Consider the following 23055-nt stretch of genomic DNA (forward strand, 5'->3'; position numbering starts at 1 on the left):
ATATGTGAAACAGGCCTATGATTGGTTATGTATGAAACAGAGATGGAGGAAAGAAAAAATGCGAAGCGTTCAAGTCATCAAGGGTGCTATTCTCTGCCTCATTGCAAGTATAGCGTGGGGAGCTATGTTTCCGGTGGCAGAGCAAGCATTGAAGCATATTGATCCGTTTTATTTTTCATTTTTGCGGTATGCATCCGTGTCGGTGCTCCTTCTCATTTGGTTAGTAATAAAAGAGGGGACAAAAGCGCTGCGTCTTGAAGGAAGGGCGATGTTACTGTGGTTTTACGGTACGATGGCATTTACCGTGTATAATTTCTTCATATTTTTAGGACAAAATTTACTGGGAAAATCGGGTGTTATTCTTGCTTCCATTATGGAAGCCATGATGCCCCTTATTTCCATTCTAATTTTATGGATTCATAAGCGTGCTCGTCCGGCAGGTTTTACGATGGGATGCATGATCGTTGCCTTTTCAGGAGTCTTCATGGTCGTTACTAAAGGAGACATAGGCTTTTTTTCTGAAGCAAAAAACAGCCTGCTTCCAGTTTTGATCATTTTTTTGGGCGTATTCGGCTGGGTCGTTTATACAATCGGCGGCAACTCGTTTAGTAATTGGTCGCCACTGCGGTATTCAACGCTAAGCTGCGTGCTTGGCACAATCACGGCGGGTATAATCGTCGCGGTTATGACATGGCTTGGTTATTTGGAGATTCCTAAATTCAAAACACTCGTTCTGATTCGATGGGAAATGACTTTTATGATTTTGATAGCCGGGCTAGCGGCACTCATAAGCTGGAATATCGGGGTTAAATACATGAAACCAGTAAATGGAATCTTATTTATTAATTTTGTTCCGGTAACAACATTTGCTATTTCTATTATACAAGGATATACGACGACTATGTTTGATGTAGCAGGCACCCTTTTGATTATTACAGCCCTTATTTGCAATAATTTATATCAGCGTAAGACACTACAGAAACGGCTGCCGCAAACTACATAATAATAAATCGAATAGCAAAATGGACGTTGATCGAGCATCACTCCCTTTGATCTCGAATATGTTATTACATGACGCAAAAGCAGGAGGGAGTTAACTTGCGGGAGCAGCTACATTCATACGAAAAAAAAATCATGTCTCAGAATGGAGAAGACGGAATCATTGAGGAACTATTTTCGCGTATCGGCACAACGAACCAATTCTTTGTAGAATTTGGAGTACAGGATGGATTGGAATGCAACAGCGCCTACCTCGCTTTATTTAAAAATTGGTCCGGGCTTATGATTGAAGGGAATTTGAATCATTACAAAAATTTATATTCAAACTTTGCCAATCGTGCGACTGTAAAAATCTTACACCAATTTATTACTAAGGAAAATATTGTATCTATATTTAAAAGGATGCATGTTCCCATTGAATTTGATTTATTATCGATCGATATAGATGGCAATGATTACTGGGTATGGAGAGCCTTATCGGAATATAATCCGCGAATTGTCGTTATTGAATATAATGCGTCTTTTCCCCCACCCCAAAAAATGGTGATCAAATACAATCCGAATTTCATGTGGGATGGTACATCTTATTACGGAGCCAGTTTAACATCATTATCAGAGCTTGGAAAGGAATTGGGATATTCATTAATTGGAACCGACTCAAGAGGAGTGAATGCATTTTTTATCCGTAATGATTTAGTGAATGCTTCAAGATTTAAAGAATTGACCCCTGAACAAGCCTATCATCTCCCAGCTTACGGCCCATATAATGGCGGTCATCCATGGCGGGATGGACCTTACCTGGAGACTTAATAAAAAAACCCCTGTCCTTTCAGGGGTGTTCATTTCAAATATTACCCAACTCTTCCGAGAATTCCACATCGACAAACATGCGTCCATTTTTGTAGCGAGTAACGGGTAAGGGAAGTTCAATGGCTTCCGTTAAGATTCCCTTGCATTGAAAGTAAATCACACAATTCTTCTTCCCTGCTTCTCTCTTTTTCATATTAGCGAAGTATCGTATAGCTTCCAGAAGCTGTTCGTACTCCTCTCTGCTCTTCACATAAAAAATATGGATATCGACGCGAATCTCCAATTTGTCATGCATTTCTTTTACCAAAGCGACAGCTGTCCAAGCTTCGTCCCAGTTTTGTTCCAGCTGAAAGCCAAATATATTATGAGAAATAGAGAGAGCCTGCCACACAATGAACCCCCCTTTCGTTCTTTTCAAATGTTCGTTTCTATTCTTTAGGGTGAATCATATGTTCAGGCCGAACGATTTGATCAAATTGTTCCTCGGTCAACAGATTGCTTTTAATAGCAGCTTCTTTCAGCGTTAATCCCTCTTTATGGGCTAATTTAGCGACTGATGCGGCATTTTCATAACCGATATGGGGATTCAATGCCGTAACGAGCATCAATGATTTTTCCAGATTGTTTTTAATCACACTCAGATTGGGCTCAATACCGACGGCGCAATTGTCATTGAAAGAGAGCATAGCGTCAGTCAGCAGTCGGGACGATTGCAGGAAATTGTAAATGATCACTGGCTTAAAGACATTCAACTCAAAATTTCCTTGACTGGCAGCAAATCCAATTGCTGCATCATTGCCCATCACCTGGCAAATGACCATCGTTAATGCTTCGCTTTGTGTTGGATTGACTTTTCCAGGCATGATAGAGCTGCCCGGTTCATTAGCCGGAATCGTAATTTCGCCGATTCCGCAGCGTGGCCCGCTGGCCAGCCATCTCACATCATTAGCAATTTTCATCAGATCGGCGGCAAGCGCTTTTAATGCACCGTGAACATAAACAATTTCATCATGGCTGGTCAAAGCATGAAACTTATTGGCCGCAGACTCGAATTTCTTGCCTGTTAACTTGCTGATCTCTTCCGCTACCATCTCTCCGAATCTCGGGTGGGCATTAATGCCGGTTCCCACGGCCGTTCCGCCAATGGCAAGCTCCCTTAGAGATTCTGCGCTTTCTCTAATCATTTTTTCACTTTTTTCAAGCATACGGTACCAGCCGCTAATTTCTTGTCCCAATGTTAGAGGGGTTGCATCCTGCAAATGTGTTCTTCCGATCTTAATGATGTCCTTATACTCCTCACTCTTTTGGTGGAGAGTATTTTTTAATTTGACCAATGCAGGCAACACATTGTCTTCAATGGCGATGAGAGCGGCCATATGCATAGCTGTGGGAAAGGTATCATTTGAGCTTTGCGATTTATTGACATCATCATTGGGATGAACCCGAAGTTGGCTTCCGTTTTGTTCCAACAATTGATTGGCACGTTTGGCAATCACTTCATTCACGTTCATATTTGACTGGGTGCCGCTTCCGGTTTGCCATACGACGAGCGGGAAATGTTCATCCAGTTTTCCTTGTAAAATTTCATCCGCTGCCGCTACGATTGCGTCTGCCTTTTCGTTTTCTAATTTACCTAGTTTTTGATTTACCAATGCCGCGCTTTTCTTAAGAACAGCAAACATCCGAATAATTTCTTGCGGCATTTTTTCCGTACCAATTTTAAAATTCTGGAAGCTGCGCTGGGTTTGTGCACCCCACAATTTATCTGCAGCCACTCTCATTTCTCCTAAGGTATCCTTTTCGATTCTGTACTCCATTTCACTTCCTCCTTTTTATATCCACATGTATATGATATCCAGTTTCCCTCCTCTTTGCTCAATTCATAGTGTATCTTCACTGATATGATAATGATTTTCATTATTAATTATATTATCGTAAATAATGGTCATCTTTGTCAATGTCTTTCTGTCAGACGATCTCTAATGTATTTGTGTCCCTTTAATGTTAATCACATCAACTGACCGATACATAAATATCGGGGGAAACGTCATAGATAAATGGACTCATCTCGCCAATGAAATAAACGTGCAATTCATGCATCGCCCTGGTACAAACGGTATAAAAAAGCTTGCGCTCAGAATCTCTCCCATACTGTGCTTGCGAGCCGTTGTAGACGATGACTGCATCGAATTCAATTCCTTTAGCGAGATAAGAAGGAATGACAAGTATACCTGCCTCAAAATATGTTGGTCTCTTTTTCGATAAGACGAAGCGGTAAGTCGTTTTGCAACATCTCGTACGCCTCCCGGATTTCCTGCGCCGTTTTGCAAATAACAGCGATCGTCCTTGTATCCAGCAACCTGAAGCATCTGTAGGCGTTCAGCAATCTGCGCGACAAGTTCCCTTTCATTGGCCGCTTGCGTCAACGTCGGCTTACTTCCTTCACAGTTGAACGGTTCGATTTCTTCTCCACCGTCAATTAATCCACGCGTAAACTCAACAATTTGCCGCATCGAACGATAACTGCTCCTCAATATGAACGTTTCGATCTGTTTGGTTTCATATACGCAAGACAACGCCGCAAATCCTGCACTGGCAGCCGCATGGGTATATATTGCACGGTTTAAGGTTACCAAGCACCGTCATTTTGCTGCGTAGAAACAATCGCCTGATAAACGCGAACTGAAATGGTGAGTAGTCCTGTGCCTCATCAATGAACACATACTGGACAGAAGTGTTCGTCTGAAAGCCTTCAATTTGCTCTTTTACCGTACAAATAAGGCACTGCATCTTCGTAATCTAGCTGTAAGTTGACTCAATAAATCGGATACAGCATCACTATCGTACACATTTGCTGTTGTCAGTTCTTGTGCAAGAATAATCCCTGTCGGTGTTGTTGCCAGATGTAACTTGTAACCCTTGTATAAGCAAAGATGAAACAAAGCAAGGATGTTTCAGGTAAAGTAGCATGCTTTTATGTAATGTTGGGTATCATGGTAAGTATCCACCTCGCTAGAATGGGGTTTGTCGGTACTCACCATTCTTGCTTACGAGGTGGATTTTTTTACGCTTTATTCAGAGAATATACGTTTTGCGACACCCTTATGCTTCATTATAAAATAACAGTATCGTTTTAACATGCCTTACAAACATCCCCATAAATAGTAATTTCGAATTTCTGCTTTACGATCACTTGTGATATGGTTCACCGTAACGGTTATATCCGAGAATTTTTTATTTTTAGTTCGCTTCCCCAGGGACACACCCTTGTCTTGAACACTCCCCTACTACTTCCTTCGAGGCTCATGACTTGCATCCGATAGATTACATACATACTAGACTCATACAAAAATAGGACTGACATTCACGTCAGTCCTATACACTATAATAGATATTTCACTTTATTTTTTCGTTAACGAATCAACAATTTGATCAATGGTTAGTTTATTAGCTATCAAACCGCTAATTGTCCAATGGCTTGGATCTTCCATATTATATACATTACCTTTTTTAACAGCTGGAATACCCTTCCAAACAGAACTATTTTTTAGTGTTTCTAATCCAGATTCACCAGGTTTGCTAACAAGGAAAAGGTGATCAGCATCAAGTTTAGATAATGCTTCAAGTGAAACCGGCTTCCATGTCGCTTCAGCTACAGGTAATTTTTGAATCATTTCAGGTTGAGCAACACCCAAATCATCATAGAGAACATTTGCTGCAAAGCGCGTGTTTTCAAACAAGTAGAATTGATCACCAGCTACCCATAAAATGGCTGCTGTTTCATCACCAATTGCTGCTTTAATTTTCTTAGATGCTTGTTTAGCTTTTTCGTCATAATCAGCCAATGCATTTTTTGCTTGTTTATCTTTACCTAACAATTTACCCATTACTAGCAATTGTTTACGCCAGTCGGAGCCCTCTTCATCTTTAAAAACATATGTTGGTGCCACTTTTTTGTAAACTTCATAATTCCCTTTTTGAATAGCCGCTGGTGAACTAAAAATGATTAAGTCAGGTTTTGCTTTAATCGTTTGTTCTAATGGTAAATCCCAACCAATTTTTTGCACATTTTTTAAATAAGATTGTAAGTAATCAAGTACCGTTGTTCCAATTGACCACTGAGCTACTGGAGTCACTCCAAGTGCTACGAGTGAATCTTCCATGTATGGAGCAAGAATGCGTTTCGCATTTGCAGGGATCGTTACTTGTTGCCCCATTGCATCAGTTACTGTCACATCTTTTGATTTTTCTTTCGCTTCCTTAGCGTGGTTGTTAGTACCACAACCTACTAATAACAATATAGTACAAATAAAAACAGTGATTATTCCTAAATACGTATTTCGAAATCTCATTTATGTCCTCCCTTGTTTATATTACGATAAAGATGATAATCATTATCAAATAAAACGTCAACAATTAAAAATTTAGTTTTTTTGATAATATTTCTCAATTAATTTGATAAAATATTTTGTTGAAAGGTATAGAGAATAATTTTATACTTAATTAATGTTGATAATGATTATCACTATTTTGAAATAACAAAGAAGGGTTGTTTTCAGCTAGTGACAAATTTAGTACAGCGAACTTGGATAGCAGAAGGACGTAAATTAAGAACAGGCTTAATTTTGTTTGTTGGAATTAGTGCTGTCTTGTTGGCCATTTGTATTTCTCTCGTTTATGGAACGACAACTATAAAACTGACGACAGTTTGGCAAGCAATATTCCATTATAATTCTGATAACAAAGCACATCAAATTCTTCTAGAAATTCGTCTACCACGAACATTAGTAGCTGCATTTATCGGTTCTTATTTAGCATTATCCGGAGCCATTATGCAGGCAATAACAAGAAATTCACTCGCTGAACCCTCTCTTTTAGGGGTATCTTATGGAGCAGCATTTTCCCTTGTTATTACAATAGCCCTGTTTCCGAGCGTATCGACTATTGGAGCAACTGTTGCTTCTATGATTGGTGCTGGATTATCAGTGCTTTTCGTATTTACGTTAGCTGCTACTTCAAAAGGTAGAACGACACCTGTTAAATTAGCACTTGCTGGTATAGCGGTAGGAATGTTTTTGAGCTCATTGACCTCAACTGTGGCGCTGCATTTTGATGTGTCAAAAGAGATGAGCTTTTGGTATGCTGGTGGGTTAGCTAACACAAACTGGAATGATCTTAAAATACTTAGTTTTGTTGGATTAATGGGGATTCCAATCGTCTTTGTAATTGCTCATACTTTAACGTTACTCAATCTTAGTGAGGAAGTAACGCAAGGACTAGGAATTAATGTAAGTCTAGTCAAAGCCCTTAGTGTTACCGCAGTTTTGCTATTAACTGGAAGTTCAGTTTCTGTAGCTGGATCAATTGGTTTCGTTGGACTAGTTGTACCTCATATTAGCCGAATGTTAGTTGGACCAGATTATCGCTTTTTGCTCCCAGTTTCAGCAGTATTGGGTAGCTTACTGCTTGTTTTAGCGGATGTCGGAGCAAGAATGATTAATCCTCCTTTTGAAACACCTATTGGAGTAGTCACAGCAGCAATTGGAGTGCCCTTTTTCTTATATTTAGTTCGAAATGAAGGGAGTAGATTAGTATGAACAGCATCTCTATTAAGTTTAAATGGACGATGTTGGTATTACTAGTACTCCTTTTCTTAGCTTGTTTAATAAGTTTGAATCTTGGTGTCGTACCCATTTCACCAGATGAAGTGCTCAAAACATTTATTGGTAATGGGACGAAACAACAACAGTTGATCTTGTTTGAGATTCGTCTACCCGCAATTGTATTAGCTCTCCTCGTTGGTGCAGGTATGGCTGTTTCCGGTACAATTTTACAAAGCATAACACGCAATGAATTGGCTGACCCTGGTATTTTGGGCATTAATGCGGGTGCGGGGGTAGCTGTCGTCATTTATATTACTTTTTTCAAAACAGTAACAGGAAGCCTTGGTACGTTCAGTACTTTTGCTTTACCTCTCTTTTCTTTTTTGGGAGCTTTATTGACAGCAGGTTTGATTATTAGTCTTGCTTGGAAACGCGGATTTCATTCTATTCGCCTAATCTTAGTTGGAATCGGAATCAATGCAGGTTTTAGTGCTATATTGATTGCACTTCAATTAAGAATGACACCAAACGATTTTATGCAAGCAATGGTTTGGTTATCTGGAGATTTATGGGCAACGCAGTGGAAGTTTGTATGGGCTTTATTGCCTTGGTTTATCGTACTAATTCCATACTCATTGTATAAAACACATATACTTAATATCTTGAATTTAGGGAGTCGAGTGGCAACGGGTCTTGGAATACATACAGATCGTGAACGTCTGCTTCTCCTTATATTAGCGGTGGGTTTAGCTGGTCTTGGAGTAGCTGCGGGCGGTGGAATTGCTTTTTTAGGTTTGATTGCACCACATATTGCTCGACGTCTTATTGGACCAAATCATCATTTGTTACTTCCAATAGCTGCAATTCTAGGATCGCTCATTTTAATGTTAGCTGATACGATCGGAACAAATTTAATGCCACCTACAGAGATTCCGGCTGGGCTTGTCGTGTCAATTGTTAGTGCTCCATATTTTATTTATTTATTAATGAAAAAGTAATAAGAAGGGATAGCTATGACAACTCTATCAGCGGAAAAATTAACCATTGGTTACGAGGAACGAATAATTGTTCAAGACCTAAACTTAGAAATTCAACCGAATCAAATCACTGCAATTATTGGTCCAAACGGTTGTGGCAAATCGACTATTTTAAAGACAATGGCACGACTGCATCCATCATTATCTGGTGTTATTTATTTAGATGGAAAAATCATTCATAAGACACCGACAAAAGAAGTTGCTAAAAAGCTGGCAATTCTACCTCAGTCACCAGAAGCACCAAGTGGATTGACAGTGTATGAATTAATTTCATATGGACGGACACCTTATCAAACAGGATTTTCACGACTAAGTAAACATGATCGCCAAATGATTGATTGGGCGCTTGACGTTACTGGATTAACCAATCTCCGAGACCAGTCCGTTGATACTTTATCAGGTGGACAAAGACAACGAGCTTGGATTGCGATGGCTATTGCTCAAGAAACCGATTTATTACTTTTAGACGAACCAACAACGTATCTAGATTTGGCTCATCAATTAGAAGTTTTACAACTCCTAGAGAAATTAAATCAAGAAGATGGACGGACAATTGTTATGGTGATTCATGATTTGAACCATGCTGCTCGTTTTGCTCATCACATGATTGCGCTCAAGAATGGAAAGATTGTTAAACAGGGAACTCCAGAAAAAGTAATGACTACAGATGTACTTAAGCAAGTGTTTAATATCGATACAGTGATTGTTACTGATCCTAGAACAGCTAAACCAGCAATGATTTCTTATGATTTAGTGACATCCTCTCTCCACTAAAGTGAAGAGCTTCCCTGTAGAAGTTCGGGGGCGAGTTGCTCCAGCAGAGATAGTGTCTCTCGACAAGGCCCGTTGTTTTATTTCCGACCTACTTTTTACGCAGATGTGCCACGGCGATCCTCCTGCCACGATTCTACCTGACAGGTACAAAGTGACAGATAGAGCACTAAAAATAGAAACAACTAAGAGAAAGTCCTAATTACTAGGGCTTTCTCTTTCACTGAAAAGACCATTCTATATACGTATATAAATCTTACTTAAGAAATCAACATCTGCTCGTGGAATTTGCGTCATTTGTGATATGGTTCACCGCGGTAATTTAAGAGGCAAAAAATTAGCACTGGGAATCAAATTTCTCAGTGCTTTTTAGCAAATCCATACATAATGGATTATTTATGTATGCGTTTCAAATTAATTATATCCAAGAAAACATTTACAGTATTCATTTTAATAACCTTATAAAATTTCTTTTCAGAATATGAAACATTTCATTTTTCTCTAATTTTTTTATATAAGATAGTTCACTAACTATATTTTCAATATACATTATACTATAAGTATTTCTAGTGTCCTTTGTGAATGGAGCATCACTTTCAATTAATATTCTGTCTAATGGAATTTTATTTACTATGTCCCTTCCTTTTTTAGTTGTTAACATATCCCCGTTTATAGAAAAATAATAATTGTTCTTTATTGCTCGATTCAACTCAGACATATTACCACTATACCAATGTAAAATAATCTTACCATTAAATTCAGCACCAATAATATCTATTACTTCTTTTTCTGCTTTCCTAGAATGAATACTTAGAATTTTATTACCGTACTTATTACAAGCTCTAATAATCTTTTCAAAAGTATCAGTTTGTAACAATTTCGATCTAGATGTGGTTTTACTGAAGTCAAGACCAATCTCACCTATATATCTGCAATTCTCCAACCTGTCAAAAAATAGAGGAATTTGTTCTGGATATTGTTCTATTAATTCAGGATGTAAACCAAGTGCAAACCTAATATATTTATGTTCACCATACTTTTTCATTGCACGGTCATACAAATATGGTAAATTTGTTACAGCAATAGTGTATGATTTGTATTGTAAAATATGATTAATAATATTTTTTGTATCCTTATATAAATCCAAATGCATGTGTACATCAAAATAAAATTTTTTCACACTAATCCTCCAAGAAGGTTTTTAATTCATTCATTCCCCTAATATATAAGTCAGTAAACTTCTCCAAATCCGTTTTTATTGGACCAGCTTTTTGTATATTCAAAAAAGCGCGTTTCTTATCGAACTTTTTTAACCCTAACATATACGATGAATAATTAACTTTGGCTATGCCTTTACTTGTAAAGTCTACTTCTCTATATCTTGTATCATCTTTAATTCCAGCTTTTAATATAGCAGCTCTCCTTATCACACACGGTAAACAGTAGCCACAATGGCAAGTATCTGTTTCACCATACAAAAATGGGTGAGAACAAGACATTGTATTTATAATATTCTTTCGTAAAAATTCAATATTACTACACCCTTTTATCATTTCACCTTTTGTTTTAAACTGATATGGATTCGTTATATTTACATCGAGCTTTAGATTATTTAAAAGTTCTTGAAACATTGATAGGTAATAAGGATGTGTAGTTCTTGTACTACTACTTCCCAATCTTGAACTAGTAAGTGGAATATTTAACGATATTAAACCATTTTCTGGAACTATCAATTTCACTGTTTTTTTTGAAGAACTAGCAAGAACGACCGCATGACTAAAAAACATAAACGATCTAGTTCTAGTAGTTTCTTCAACTCCCTTTTTAGCACTAGCATAAAAAGAATAAAAGTTATTTTCCATTAAATTATATTTTTTAATTAACTTATTTCTAAGTATATCTTGAAATTCTTTTACTCCTTTCCCACCACCATAATGACTTACAAATAAAATATCTCGTTCTAAATTGTCCTCTAATAAGTCAATTGCTCCTATAAATGAATCTAATCCACCCGAAAACATACAAACTTCATTAAAATCAATTTTATTTTTATTTACTTCTATACTATTCTTGTATTCTTTTTCTCTCTTAGTTAATTCTCTTTGTCTAAACTCTATTTCCCATGAATCACCACTTAAAAAACATAGCATTTCTTCTAATAAATTTTTATTCTTTACCCAAGCATTCTTATCTAAGACTGGAATATATAATTTAAAGTTTCTTGTCCAGCAATCATCTGTTGAATCTCTCGGAATAATTCTGTCTGCTCCATAAACAAATAACGAAATATATAACATATCCAAAGCTGTTTTAGTAAAAAAATTGGGGAGGTGTAGTAATTTCTTATTCCAAAATGTATATGTGAATATATTATTTTGATTTATATTGTAATCTATGTAATTATCATTTATTTTAAAACTATCTGCTTCATTGACTCTGCAAAGAATTTTTACTTGGCTCATATATAGACCTCCAATACTTCATAGCATTCTATATAAATTTGTTTAATTATTGAATCAATACTAGGATCATTATAGTTTAACTTATTAAAAGCAACTTTTTTTAATTTAATGTTTACAGATTCCTTTATATATTCTTCTAGTTCTTTCTCTTTATCTAAAGCAACCTGGGAATTCTCTGCGTATTTTTCAAATCTGCTCTGTAAGTCATTTAGCATTCTCTCAAAAATATAATTACTTACAAATGAAGACATTACTTCGTTGAATATATCATCGTTCATTTTATCTAAAGCATTTATGTCCATATTATTTTCTTCAATATACTCATATAATTGAGATAAAGCTTGAATTGTAGCGTTTTTAGCAACAATATCTTCTTTAGTATTAGAATTAGGAGAAATCACATTTACCAATTCAGATAATAAAGCTTCTACACTTTTTCCTTTATATTCGATTTTTAAGCTTTCTAGTGTTTTAATTATGCCTTCGGAGATAATACTAGAAAGAAATCGCCCCAGTTGAATATTAGAATTTCTTCCAGAAATAGCTCTATTGGCTGAATTTCTTGCTCCACCAGAGGCCTTAACATAGTTCCTTAATATCCTACTTCTATTATTTATTGATCCATTTATATACTGTGACACTACTTTCTTAGTTTCCTGCCATGAGCCAAGAGTTTCCTTAGCACTTTTGTCCAATGATTCCTCATATTCCTCCTCAAACCCTTCAGGTAATAAGGGATTTCTATCTTTAGGTCCATTATAAATACTTGAAGTACCCATCTATCTTACTCCCTTTTCTTAAATTCCTTTTGAATTGCAGCTGCGAGACTATTATTTTCCTTACTCCATTTATCAACTATTTCTTGGACTTCGCTATGTTTATTTGTATTTTCCATAAAATCCTTAATCAAAGGTAACATAGATAAACTAATTTTCTCCCCATGTAAAGAACTTAAATCACTTATAACATTTGTGTATAAAATCTCTTTTGTTTTCCCCCATTCTAGATATGACTTTAAAACTTCTTTATCTATTTTAGTTTCACTGATAATTTTTGAAAAAATAGATTGAAGTATTTCGACAGCTTCATAATCATTTACTTCAACAGCCCTTTGAATTGCTTCATTTCTTGCAGCTTTTGATTTACTTAATAATTTTTCAATTATTTGAATTGCATCCGGACTTAACTGTTCTACACCAAAATTGAGTTTTTCTGATAAAGATTCTCTTGCAAAATAAAAATACGGTCTAAGATCAACATTAGCCAGTTTAGGTTCGAGATTACACCAATCTTGAACCCATTTATCATCCTTCCAAACCTTTAATTCATTTTTTTCTTCCATTTCATTATTTTCTAATTGTTCTAAATCAGGGGAGCTGCCTTTCCCTTTAATTTGTAACTCAGCAATTTTCCTAAATAACGGGGATTTAAAATATTCAAGCAACATAACTTTAGCAAGAATTTTTCTATCCAATATAATACTTTTATAACTTGCCATTTTTTCTCTCATTACTAATGAATTTAAAAAACGTTTACAATGTCTTGGGTTGCCATTTAGTCCATTTGCCAAAACTGAAGATAATTGTTTAGCAATATTTATGCTTTCTTTAACTTTATCAGCGATATCAGGAAACTTTTCACTAATTAATTGGTATGTAATTGTGAAATCTAGGAAGTTTTCTAGCTTTTTTTGCTTTAAATATTCAATTATCTCTTCAAACTCACTATTATTTAAATCCTTTTGAAATAATAAGCATGTAATATAAAACTCTACTTCTCTCGAGTTTAATCTAGGAATTCTAATAGGATACTGAATTATCTTTTCTAGATATTCTTTTCCTATATTTATTTGTTGTCCTTCTATTTCATTAAATTTTCTCTTTACTGCATATGCAATATGTCTTTCATCAGCACCTATAATAAAAACGGAATTACCAGTAAATAAAAATAATCTAATTGCCTCTAAAGTATCCAAGATGGTATCTGGACTACAACGATCTAATTCATCAATAAATACAACCAATCTTTTTATTTTAGTTTCACTTAATAACTTTGAAAAATTACTTTGAAACTCCTTGATATTCTCTCTGATTTCTTTATTATCTAGCTCATCCTTTATGGATTGCATAACATCTTCCTTATTGATATCCTTAGTACTCTCACCTAATTTACCAATAACATCTGATATAGCGAAGTCAGCCAAAGTTCCTATACCACCAGTTAATAATATATCCCCGCCGTATTTCGCAGTCTTTTTTAATAATTTAAATTTGTCCACACTCTTATAAAGGCCAGTTATAAACTTTTTCGCAGTATCGTTTAGAGATCTTTTTGATTGAATTGTATCTAAAATTGTTCCTATTAATGCCGTTTTCGCATCTTCATATCCTTCAAATAGCCAGCCATTAAATACTAAACAAACTGTATCATCTTTCGCTTCAAATTCTTTCATACTCATCCTAATTAAACTTGACTTTCCACTTCCCCAGTCACCGTAAACTCCGATACTCGAGGGTAAAAGCGATTCATCTTCAATGATATCTTTAAGTATTTCTATTAAATAATCAAAGTCTAAAAAGTCTAACTCCGTTTCACTATCCTTCCACATTTTTATTCCCTCCTTTATTCCCATTAAAGCTTACTATTCTACTTCACTGTCCAACATCCAAACTCTTTTAATAGGAATCTCTTTTTTGATTTCATCGCTCAGTTTTTCATAGTTCTCAAAGATTTGTTGAATAATAGTTTTAGAATCCCAAAGACGAACTTTGAAAAATTGCTTAGGAATTTCCTTAGTGACAGAAGATTTAAAGCCACTCCACGATACTAATAAGCCAAAATCTGCACTATAATTGCTCATTGTACCTATCAACTGATCTAATGTCGGTCTATCAAGAGGAGTATCAGATGTCTTGACTTGGACACAAATTTTTGGATTTCCAAAACCTAACGTATCTGAAGCTGCTAATATATCCACACCGTGATCTGCACCTTCTGGACTTCTGTAAGTAGTAAAGCCTTTTGCTTTCAAAATTTCTTCAATTAAAATTTCCATCTTATGTCCTTTAAAACGCTGTATAATTCTTTCAGAAATTTGATCGTATATATATTCTTCTAAATCTATTGAAACTGTTTCTTCATTTTCCTCTACTAGTTCCTTTACATTTTTATTTTTTGGTACATGCCAATTATTTTTACGCATTTCTCTAATACGCTCTTCAGCATTATTTCTGTGTATTTTACAGACCGTCATAAAGGCTCCTAACGAATACAATATATCCTGATCAAATCGATCCCTTGGTATATCTTTAGCAATCCAATTTACATTCCGGTAATGATAATACGGACTGCCAAGTGACTCATCATATACATAGTCACCGATAACTTCCCCTATATGTATGGTGCGATTAAATTTTGAAGGCAAGACTACTAAATCTCCTTGCTCCATTGCATGTGCAATTGGCCAAATTTGAGAAGCCCAGTTGATCGCTGTTTTTTCTTTATCTAAATCATAGTGTTCGATTAGTCGTTTATATAAATCCTCTTTGGAAGTAATCTCTTTTAGATTAATATTTAAATCATCCCAAGTAAGATATACCCTTCCATCTTCTAAAAATTTGTTTTCGAACTCCCCTTGTTTTCCTGCACGAAATAACCAAACAGTCATTATGTAACTCCTTTCTTTGACGTAGCATAATAATTTTCTTGATAATAAAAGAAAACGTCAGTCACCTCTAAAAAAGTCTCTAGAAATGACTGACACTTGATGTTTTATAACCTATATTCACTTTTAGACTCCGCAGCCTGCAGCGTATTCCAATCTCTTACTTCAGTATGCTCCGCCATTAACTCTGCTTGTCGCATAACTGTGTCTAAAGCTTTTTTCGCTTGTTCTGGTGGATAATCATACTTCTTCAATAGTCGCTTAATAATTCTCCTCATTCCTGCACGGGCGCTTTTTCGGACATGCCAGTCAATGGTCATGTTCCGTCTAATTGCTTGAGTCAGTTCATTGGCGATTTTACGTAAGACTTCATCTTCCATTAACTCTTTAACTATAGACTCAGATGTTAAAGCATCGTAAAAGGCAATTTCATCTTCATTTAAACCGAGATCTTTTTCTTCTTCTCGTTCTTTTTTCATGTCCTTTGCCATTTGAATTAGTTCTTCGATTACTTCGGCGTTTGTAATGGCTTGGTTTTTATATTTGTTCAGCGACTGTTTCAGTTTTTCCGAGTATTTTTGGGATTTGACAAGGTTGCGTCTTTCCATTGTTTTGATGTTGCCTTCAAGCAATTTTTTAAGCATTTCAAAGGCTAAATTTTTATATTCATATGAACGTACTTCTTCGAGAAATTCTTCTGATAATATGGATACATCCGGATGTTTCAATCCCATTACTTCAAATACATCAACTACTTCTTCTGAAATAATGGAACGTTCGAGTAATTGATTAACGCGTGCTTCGATTTCTTTTTTCGTCTTCCGCTTCGGCTGTTTTTCTTGAAGTTTATTAAGGCTTGCCTTAACTGCTTTAAAATAACTGACTTCAAGAGCTGCTGCTTTTCCTTCATCCGTCGCTGCACAAAGTGAATGCGCCTTCGCTAGCTCGGTTGCCGTCTTTTTGAATTCTTTTTGTTCTTTTTCACTCTTACCAAAAATGACATTCATTCCGCCAGTGATGGCTCGAATACGAGCTGCTTGGGATGAACCCATATAAGCAGAGTAATCAAACCCATGCATCATATCTTGCAGGATTTCAAGTTTCTCTTTCATCACAGCAATTGCAGCCGATGTATCGATACCCGTTGTTTTCTTATCACTTTCGGTATATTGATTTAAAGCTTTCTTTAAGCTTTCTAAAATCCCAATATAATCTACAACTACTCCACCTGATTTATCTTTAAATACACGGTTTACCCGTGCGATTGCCTGCATGAGGTTATGACCCTTCATCGGTTTATCGATGTACATCGTATGCATCGAAGGTACGTCAAATCCAGTCAGCCACATATCACGTACAATGACGATTTTTAGTTCATCATTATTATCTTTCATTCTTTTTGCCAATAAATCCCGCCGTTTTTTTCCACCAATATGTGGCTGTAAGAAATCATCATCCCCAGCACTGCCTGTCATGACGACTTTAATTTTACCTTTATCGTCATTATCGGAATGCCAATCTGGACGTAATTTGACAATTTCGTTATAAAGTGCGACACAAATACGGCGACTCATACAAACAATCATTGCTTTTCCGTCAATTGCTTTTGCCTTTTCTTCGTAATGATTAACAATATCTTTGGCTAATTGTTTGATCCGGTTAGGTGAACCGACGATGGCTTCGAGCCTAGACCATTTGGATTTGTATTTTTCACGTACTGATTCTTCCTGATCTTCGGTAATCTCTTCAAATTCTTCATCGATCTTAGCTAATTCTTCTTCATTGGCTTCCAAGCGGATAATACGGTTTTCATAATAAATTTTAACCGTTGCTTTATCTTCAACTGCTCGCGTCATATCATAAATGTCAATATAATTACCGAAAACAGCGGGCGTTGACTTATCTTCCAGCTCAATCGGTGTTCCTGTAAAACCGATAAAGGAAGCATTCGGAAGTGCATCACGAAGATATTTTGCATATCCATATTTCACTTCGCCTGTTTTCGTATCTGTCTTTGCAGAAAAACCATATTGACTGCGATGAGCTTCATCCGCAATAACAATCACATTTTTACGATGGGTTAAAACCGGCATTTCGCCTTCTTCCGGTTTAAATTTTTGAATCGTTGTAAAAATAATACCGCCCGATTCTCGATCATTGAGAAGATCATATAATCCGTTTATCTCTTTGGATTTTTCATTTGCCTGTTGTTTTTTCTGTTCTTCATTCAATTTGCGGACATCTGCTTGTTTCGGTGTTTGTCTTAAGATATCCTTTGATTTAGAAAATGTCGAAAATAACTGGTCATCTAGATCGTTGCGGTCGGTAATCACCACAATGGTTGGATTATTTAGCTGCTTGACAAGCTGTGCTGTATAAAAAACCATCGAAAAACTTTTACCCGAACCTTGTGTATGCCATATAACACCGATTTTACGGTCTCCATTCTCACTGGTCGCTATTTTTGTCTTTTCCACCGCTTTTTTTACTGCAAAATATTGGTGATAGGCTGCGAGAATTTTCGCAATCGTTTTTCTTTCGCCGATTTTCTTCCCATTTTCATCTCGTTCTTCTTCTTTCGATTCCTGAAAAAGAATAAAGTTTTGAATAATATCGATCAGCCGGTCTTTTGCCAGCATCCCTCTTAACAACACTTCATATTGCGGCACTTCAAGTGGTTCAATGTTTTCCCCATCCACCGTCCGCCAATTCATAAAACGTTCTTGACTTGCGGTAATCGTTCCCACTTTCGCATTAATCCCATCGGATAAAATACAAAACGCATTATAATAAAATAAAGATGGAATATCACGTTTATACGTTTGAATTTGTGCATAGGCATTATCGATACTCACATTTTCATCAGATGCTGATTTTAATTCGATAACGACGAATGGGATGCCATTTATAAAAATAACTAAATCCGGGCGGCGTTCTTCTTTTTCAACGACCGTAAACTGATTCACTACAAGAAATTCGTTATTAGATGGTTCTTCAAAGTCAATCAAAAAAGCTTTCTTTGTTTGGTTGTTTCCATCTTGATGAAAAGAAACATCAATGCCTTCAGTGATTAATTTGTGAAAATGACGGTTGTTTTCTTCTAAGCTTGGACTATTAAAAGCTATAATTTGCCGAAATGCTTCTTCTATTGCTTCCTGTGGCAAATGGCGATTATGTTTAAACAAAGCATCTTTTACACGGTCTTCTAAAATAACGGTACGATAATCTTTGCGTTCCGGTCTTTCCCCATCACAACTAATGTCTGGTCCAAAGACATAGTCATAGCCAAGTTCCTGAAGAATTTCAATTGCCGCTTCCTCCAGCTTATCTTCCGTAAAATTTTCTAAAAAACTCATCCACCTCTCCCCTTTCGCAATCGGAACCTGCCATATTCCATTAACTCTGTTCTACTAAAGTTTCATTATCCAGCGGGACACGAATTTCTCCAGACATTAGTTTTGGTAAAAGAATGTCACGTATTTTTGATAAAACTTTATTTTGACTTTTTAAATCTATTTGTTCCTGCTGTATTTTGTGTATCAAATTATGAAAAACAGTGAGAATTTTCTTATCTGGCGTTATAATTTTCAAATTGTTAATATCTTGTTTTGACAATCCAGAGATTACACTACCAGAGGCTAAAGATATTAATTCTTTGATACTCTTTTGTAAATTAAAATATATTATTTCTCTATACATCGATTCCTTTGCTCTAATTGCAGCAACTCCACGACCTAATGCATAGTCACCATCTGAAAATGTTAAATTACCAATAGTTCCTCTAATACATAGTAGCCAGTCTTCTTTTTTTGATACTCTTTTAGGATCACTTGTAAACCTACTCGGTCTCAAATTATTTTTGTCAAAATCCGCTGCTCCATTTAACAAGGGTAAACCAATACCATCTTCATTATAGGTACTACTCTTTGGAGACAAACCCATGATTAATTCAGCTATTTTTTCCAGAGTAACTACATTCCACCCCTTAGGTATCATCCCCAGCTCACTTTCAACCATTTCGCCGCCACTTGATTTATATGGCTCGCCATTTTCATTCGGAAATTCAAAGTCAACAAACCAATGTTTAAACAATGCTTGTGCCATTTCTTCAAGCTTTTCGTTGATTTGATTGTTCGTTTCAATTTTTTCGTCTAAGGTTGAGAGAATATTCACTATAAATTTTTGGTCTTTAATTTTCGGTAATAGAATAGGAAGTTTTCTTTGTGCTGTTATTCCTATATATGCCCTAGTTGAACCAGAATTTGACCATGAATGTAATAAGTTTTGAAAGTTATCCCAATCAAAATAGTACTTCAAAAATTTATTATCCAATTCTCTTAAGTTTTTAACTCGATAATATGTTACTTGAGGTGTAAGCATAATATATTGTGTTAAAATATTCTTTACAATAGCTGTGCGACCTATTGTTGCCTTGTGGGTTAATAAAACGTCGCCTTCCACTGCAAATCCTTTTTTTAATTTTTTAGATGTTTCTTCACTGAGAAATTTACAACTTGAGTAATCTATCTTTCCATTCTTTATATCTGATGCCATTATAAATGGAATACCATTATTAACGAAGTCCTTATTTACTGGATGAAGTGAACCATGATTTCCATCCATTGGTTTTTCAAGAATATCCATATCGACTAATTCTTGTACTGAAAAAATTTCCCAATCATCAGGAATTTGCCCTAATAGAGTATCCTTTTTTTTATTAAAACTCATACCCAATCCCCCCTAGATTCTTTCTAATCTCTTCTTCCAATCGGTGGGATTTTTCAAATAGTTCTCTTAATTCACTGGTGAGGGTTTCCATTTTTTCTTCAAATGGTATACCATCATCCTCGACATCACTTATTCCAACATAGCGTCCGGGAGTTAATACATAGTCATTTTGACGGACATCTTCTAAAGTCGCTGATTTACAGAATCCCTTGATGTCTTCATATTTCCCATCTGGTTTACGCCAGTTTCGGTATGTTCCTGCAATTTTTTGAATATCTTCTTCCGTTAATTCACGCAGGCGACGGTCAACCATTTGACCCATGTTTCGTGCATCGATAAATAGAATTTCATGTTCACGGCTTCGGTATTTAGGATGATTTTTCTTATTACGGTTTAAAATCCATAAACAAACTGGAATACCTGTTGAATAGAATAATTTGTCAGGCAAAGCAACAATGGCATCGACTAAATCCGCTTCGAGTATGTTTTTACGAATTTCCCCTTCATTCGATGTATTGGAACTTAGCGAACCATTGGCTAATACAATACCAGCAGCGCCATTTGGTGCTAGGTGATAGATTATATGCTGTAACCATGCATAGTTGGCATTGCTCGCTGGTGGTGTACCGAATTTCCAACGAACATCATCAACTAATTCATTTCCGCCCCAGTCACTCACATTGAATGGAGGATTGGCAAGGATGAAATCTGCTTTCAGCGTTTTATGTAAATCATTATGGAACGTATCCGCATGATGATCGCCGATATTCCCCTCAATTCCACGGATAGCAAGATTCATTTTACAAAGCTTCCAAGTAGTTGAATTGAGTTCCTGACCATAAATAGAGAGATTATCAATTTTTCCTTGATGGCGTTCAACAAACTTTTCACTTTGAACAAACATGCCGCCGCTACCACAACAAGGGTCATAAATTCGCCCTTCATACGGTTCAATCATTTCAACCAATGTTTTGACAACACTTTGTGGTGTATAGAACTCGCCACCGCCTTTTCCTTCTGCACTGGCAAACTTACCTAAAAAATATTCATAAACACGACCAAGTAAGTCTTTTTCTTGTTTGCTGTGCAATTTAATGGTTGAAATGAGGTCTATCAGTTCTCCTAAACGGCGTTTATCAATCTCAGGGCGGGCATAACGTTTATCTAACACACCTCTAAGTGACGGGTTTTCTTTTTCAATTTCAATCATCGCTTCATCAATATATTGACCGATTTTCGGATCTTTCGCATGGTCTTTAATGAAGCTCCAACGTGACTGTTTCGGTACCCAGAAAATATTCTCTGCTGTATATTCATCGCGGTCTTCTTCAAAACCTTCTCCTTCTTCAACTAACTCGTTATACTTCATTTCAAACTTATCAGAAATGTATTTTAAGAAAATCAATCCTAAGACTACGTGTTTATATTCGGATGCATCCATGCTTCCACGTAATTTGTCAGCGGCTTTCCAAAGTGTTTCCTCAAAACCAATCTTTGCTGTGTCCATCATCATGTCTCCTTTTAAATCTAGTAATTATAATCATCTAATACTTCGAATAATTCACTTTCAAATTCATCTTGTTCAGGACCTGTTGACACCCAATCTGGTAACACTTCTAAATAATGTGCTAAAGCTTCTATTGTTTTATGGAAAACCGGTTCATGCTGTGCTTTATCTAAAAGTTCAAGAACCAATTTAAATGTGTCTAAATAAGGTTGATGTTCAGCACGATTAAGCATGTTCCGAAATTTTTCAATTAGCTTGGCTTTTTCAATATCGTGTTCAATTTGATTCAATTCCTCTTTGTCATAAACCGGCACTTCAACAAGATCATTTTCTTCCCCAAAGAGGAACTGTTCTTCATATATCGTGATAATAGGCTGTAAATCCCGCTTTAATTTTTCTTTTTGAATCTCCAGTTTATCTAAATCAGTTAATTCTTTTGAAAAGTATTTAGCGTCTATGCCAAAAATTTGTTCCAACGTAGGTAAATGTTTTTTGGAGATCTTTTGCTTTCTTTTAATCCAAAGATTAATATTTTGCTTTTTAATTCCAAGCTTTTCGGCCAGTTCAATTTGCTGCATACCATAAAGTTCAAGGATGTATTCTAAACCTATCAATTGATCACCTACCAAAATATTGTCTGGGTCAATATAGTTATATTGTAATAGGTAAATAGTTTCCAGTCAATCAAACATTTACTATTATTGTGTTTTATGGGGCAAAACTGAGATGACAATACGATTTGTTAAAAACGGCCGCATAAATAGATGTGTTATAAGAAAAAATAAATTAGAAACATAAAAGGAACGCATAAAAAATAAACATATACTTCCAATTAGGATATAATATAATTACTTTATTTATAACCTGTGGTGCTAGTTGAATGTCACAATCCTGTTACTTTCAAGTGTTTTCCGTATTTGCCGTGCAATCACAACATATAGAAAATACATGATCAATTATCGTCCATCGTCATCTAGCACCATGAGTTTTATTTATAATAATTAATCGATTAATCTAAGCATTAAATTCCCAAGGTCTAATGTTTAATAAATTAAGAAAGGAGCATTCCTGTAATGAATGAAAATGCGCTTGGATAAAAAAGTACCTCCTGTTAACATACAGAGTGTCACCGGCCGTGACCTCGAAATAGCAGAGGAGGTACTCAATTATAGCCAAAACCAACGCATTTCTCAAATTACAGAATCGACCTTGATTGTAGGCGTAGATATCGCGAAGCACAAACACGTAGCACGCGCACAAAATGACCGTGGGCTTATGTACGGGAAAGCTTTTTCCTTTTTAAGCACGCGCCAGGGATTTGAAGCATTTTGTCACTGGATGAAAAGCTTGATGACAGAACACGAAAAAACAGAGGTCATTGTGGGAATGGAGCCAACGGGACATTATTGGATGACCTTAGCGGCTTTCTTACGAAGCCGCAGGATTCCGGTTGTGGTCGTCAATCCGATGCATG

The 23055-nt window shown here is 36.0% G+C and carries 21 protein-coding genes; 6 read left to right on the plus strand and 15 right to left on the minus strand.

Annotated features, from left to right (window positions below; genetic code table 11):
- Positions 1-58 precede the first annotated feature (58 nt).
- Positions 59-1003: a DMT family transporter gene (locus BLR88_RS09785; RefSeq protein ID WP_091260551.1), complete on the plus strand. Its 945-nt coding sequence runs from the start codon at positions 59-61 to the stop codon at positions 1001-1003.
- 95 nt (positions 1004-1098) lie between these two features.
- A complete protein-coding gene (locus tag BLR88_RS09790) occupies positions 1099-1809 on the plus strand; it encodes a thioredoxin domain-containing protein (RefSeq protein WP_254778281.1) in 711 nt (236 codons plus the stop codon).
- A gap of 34 nt (positions 1810-1843) precedes the next feature.
- Here the strand turns inward: BLR88_RS09790 and BLR88_RS09795 are convergent, their stop codons facing one another.
- From BLR88_RS09795 to BLR88_RS09815, 6 genes are all read right to left on the minus strand, one after another.
- A complete protein-coding gene (locus BLR88_RS09795; protein WP_057897259.1) occupies positions 1844-2200 on the minus strand; it encodes a hypothetical protein in 357 nt (118 codons plus the stop codon).
- A gap of 37 nt (positions 2201-2237) precedes the next feature.
- Positions 2238-3626 (minus strand): class II fumarate hydratase, encoded by a 1389-nt coding sequence (gene fumC, locus BLR88_RS09800; protein WP_091260553.1) that lies wholly within the window; start codon positions 3624-3626, stop codon positions 2238-2240.
- 196 nt (positions 3627-3822) lie between these two features.
- Entirely contained in the window at positions 3823-4161 is a 339-nt protein-coding gene (locus tag BLR88_RS20480) for an ATP-binding domain-containing protein (protein WP_082705824.1), read from the minus strand.
- 207 nt (positions 4162-4368) lie between these two features.
- Complete coding sequence (locus BLR88_RS20545) at positions 4369-4599, minus strand: UvrD-helicase domain-containing protein (protein WP_327874750.1); 231 nt, start codon at positions 4597-4599, stop codon at positions 4369-4371.
- Positions 4575-4751, minus strand: coding sequence for a transposase (locus BLR88_RS09810; protein ID WP_162264980.1), 177 nt, complete (start codon positions 4749-4751; stop codon positions 4575-4577). Before BLR88_RS09810 ends, BLR88_RS20545 begins: the two co-directional genes overlap by 25 nt.
- Before the next feature lie 459 nt (positions 4752-5210).
- Positions 5211-6161, minus strand: a complete 951-nt coding sequence (locus BLR88_RS09815; RefSeq protein WP_057897256.1) for an ABC transporter substrate-binding protein — start codon at positions 6159-6161, stop codon at positions 5211-5213.
- 210 nt (positions 6162-6371) lie between these two features.
- Between BLR88_RS09815 and BLR88_RS09820 the strand changes: the two genes are divergently transcribed.
- Genes BLR88_RS09820 through BLR88_RS09830 form a run of 3 tightly spaced genes read left to right on the plus strand, consistent with a single transcriptional unit; the run spans position 6372 to position 9223 of the window.
- Positions 6372-7406, plus strand: coding sequence for a FecCD family ABC transporter permease (locus BLR88_RS09820; protein ID WP_057897255.1), 1035 nt, complete (start codon positions 6372-6374; stop codon positions 7404-7406).
- Complete coding sequence (locus tag BLR88_RS09825) at positions 7403-8410, plus strand: FecCD family ABC transporter permease (protein ID WP_091260554.1); 1008 nt, start codon at positions 7403-7405, stop codon at positions 8408-8410. The genes BLR88_RS09820 and BLR88_RS09825 overlap by 4 nt, the downstream gene beginning before the upstream one ends.
- Before the next feature lie 15 nt (positions 8411-8425).
- Positions 8426-9223 carry an ABC transporter ATP-binding protein gene (locus tag BLR88_RS09830; RefSeq protein ID WP_057897253.1) on the plus strand — a complete coding sequence of 266 codons (798 nt, stop codon included), beginning with the start codon at positions 8426-8428 and terminating at the stop codon, positions 9221-9223.
- A 442-nt stretch (positions 9224-9665) separates the two neighbouring features.
- Here the strand turns inward: BLR88_RS09830 and qatD are convergent, their stop codons facing one another.
- The 9 genes from qatD to BLR88_RS09875 all read right to left on the minus strand — a co-directional run bounded on the left by qatD (position 9666) and on the right by BLR88_RS09875 (position 22195).
- Positions 9666-10400, minus strand: coding sequence for a Qat anti-phage system TatD family nuclease QatD (qatD, locus tag BLR88_RS09835; protein WP_061565251.1), 735 nt, complete (start codon positions 10398-10400; stop codon positions 9666-9668).
- Position 10401: 1 nt separating this feature from the next.
- Complete coding sequence (qatC, locus tag BLR88_RS09840) at positions 10402-11682, minus strand: Qat anti-phage system QueC-like protein QatC (RefSeq protein ID WP_091260555.1); 1281 nt, start codon at positions 11680-11682, stop codon at positions 10402-10404.
- A complete protein-coding gene (qatB, locus tag BLR88_RS09845) occupies positions 11679-12461 on the minus strand; it encodes a Qat anti-phage system associated protein QatB (protein WP_091260556.1) in 783 nt (260 codons plus the stop codon). The genes qatC and qatB overlap by 4 nt, the downstream gene beginning before the upstream one ends.
- 5 nt (positions 12462-12466) lie before the next feature.
- Positions 12467-14290: a KAP family P-loop NTPase fold protein gene (locus tag BLR88_RS09850; protein ID WP_091260557.1), complete on the minus strand. Its 1824-nt coding sequence runs from the start codon at positions 14288-14290 to the stop codon at positions 12467-12469.
- A gap of 33 nt (positions 14291-14323) precedes the next feature.
- Positions 14324-15349 (minus strand): restriction endonuclease, encoded by a 1026-nt coding sequence (locus BLR88_RS09855; RefSeq protein ID WP_041903714.1) that lies wholly within the window; start codon positions 15347-15349, stop codon positions 14324-14326.
- A gap of 104 nt (positions 15350-15453) precedes the next feature.
- Positions 15454-18702, minus strand: a complete 3249-nt coding sequence (locus BLR88_RS09860; protein ID WP_091260558.1) for a type I restriction endonuclease subunit R — start codon at positions 18700-18702, stop codon at positions 15454-15456.
- Positions 18703-18742: 40 nt separating this feature from the next.
- Entirely contained in the window at positions 18743-20074 is a 1332-nt protein-coding gene (locus tag BLR88_RS09865) for a restriction endonuclease subunit S (RefSeq protein ID WP_091260559.1), read from the minus strand.
- Entirely contained in the window at positions 20064-21581 is a 1518-nt protein-coding gene (locus tag BLR88_RS09870) for a class I SAM-dependent DNA methyltransferase (protein ID WP_217639385.1), read from the minus strand. Before BLR88_RS09870 ends, BLR88_RS09865 begins: the two co-directional genes overlap by 11 nt.
- A 20-nt stretch (positions 21582-21601) precedes the next feature.
- Positions 21602-22195, minus strand: a complete 594-nt coding sequence (locus tag BLR88_RS09875) for a helix-turn-helix domain-containing protein (RefSeq protein ID WP_091260561.1) — start codon at positions 22193-22195, stop codon at positions 21602-21604.
- Positions 22196-22670: 475 nt separating this feature from the next.
- On the opposite strand from BLR88_RS09875, the gene BLR88_RS09880 reads away from it, so the two are divergent.
- A partial coding sequence (locus BLR88_RS09880) for an IS110 family transposase (RefSeq protein WP_175493590.1) occupies positions 22671-23055 on the plus strand: 385 nt, incomplete at its 3' end.

The organism is Aneurinibacillus thermoaerophilus (assembly GCF_900099925.1).
Classification (GTDB): Bacteria; Bacillota; Bacilli; order Aneurinibacillales; family Aneurinibacillaceae; genus Aneurinibacillus; species Aneurinibacillus thermoaerophilus.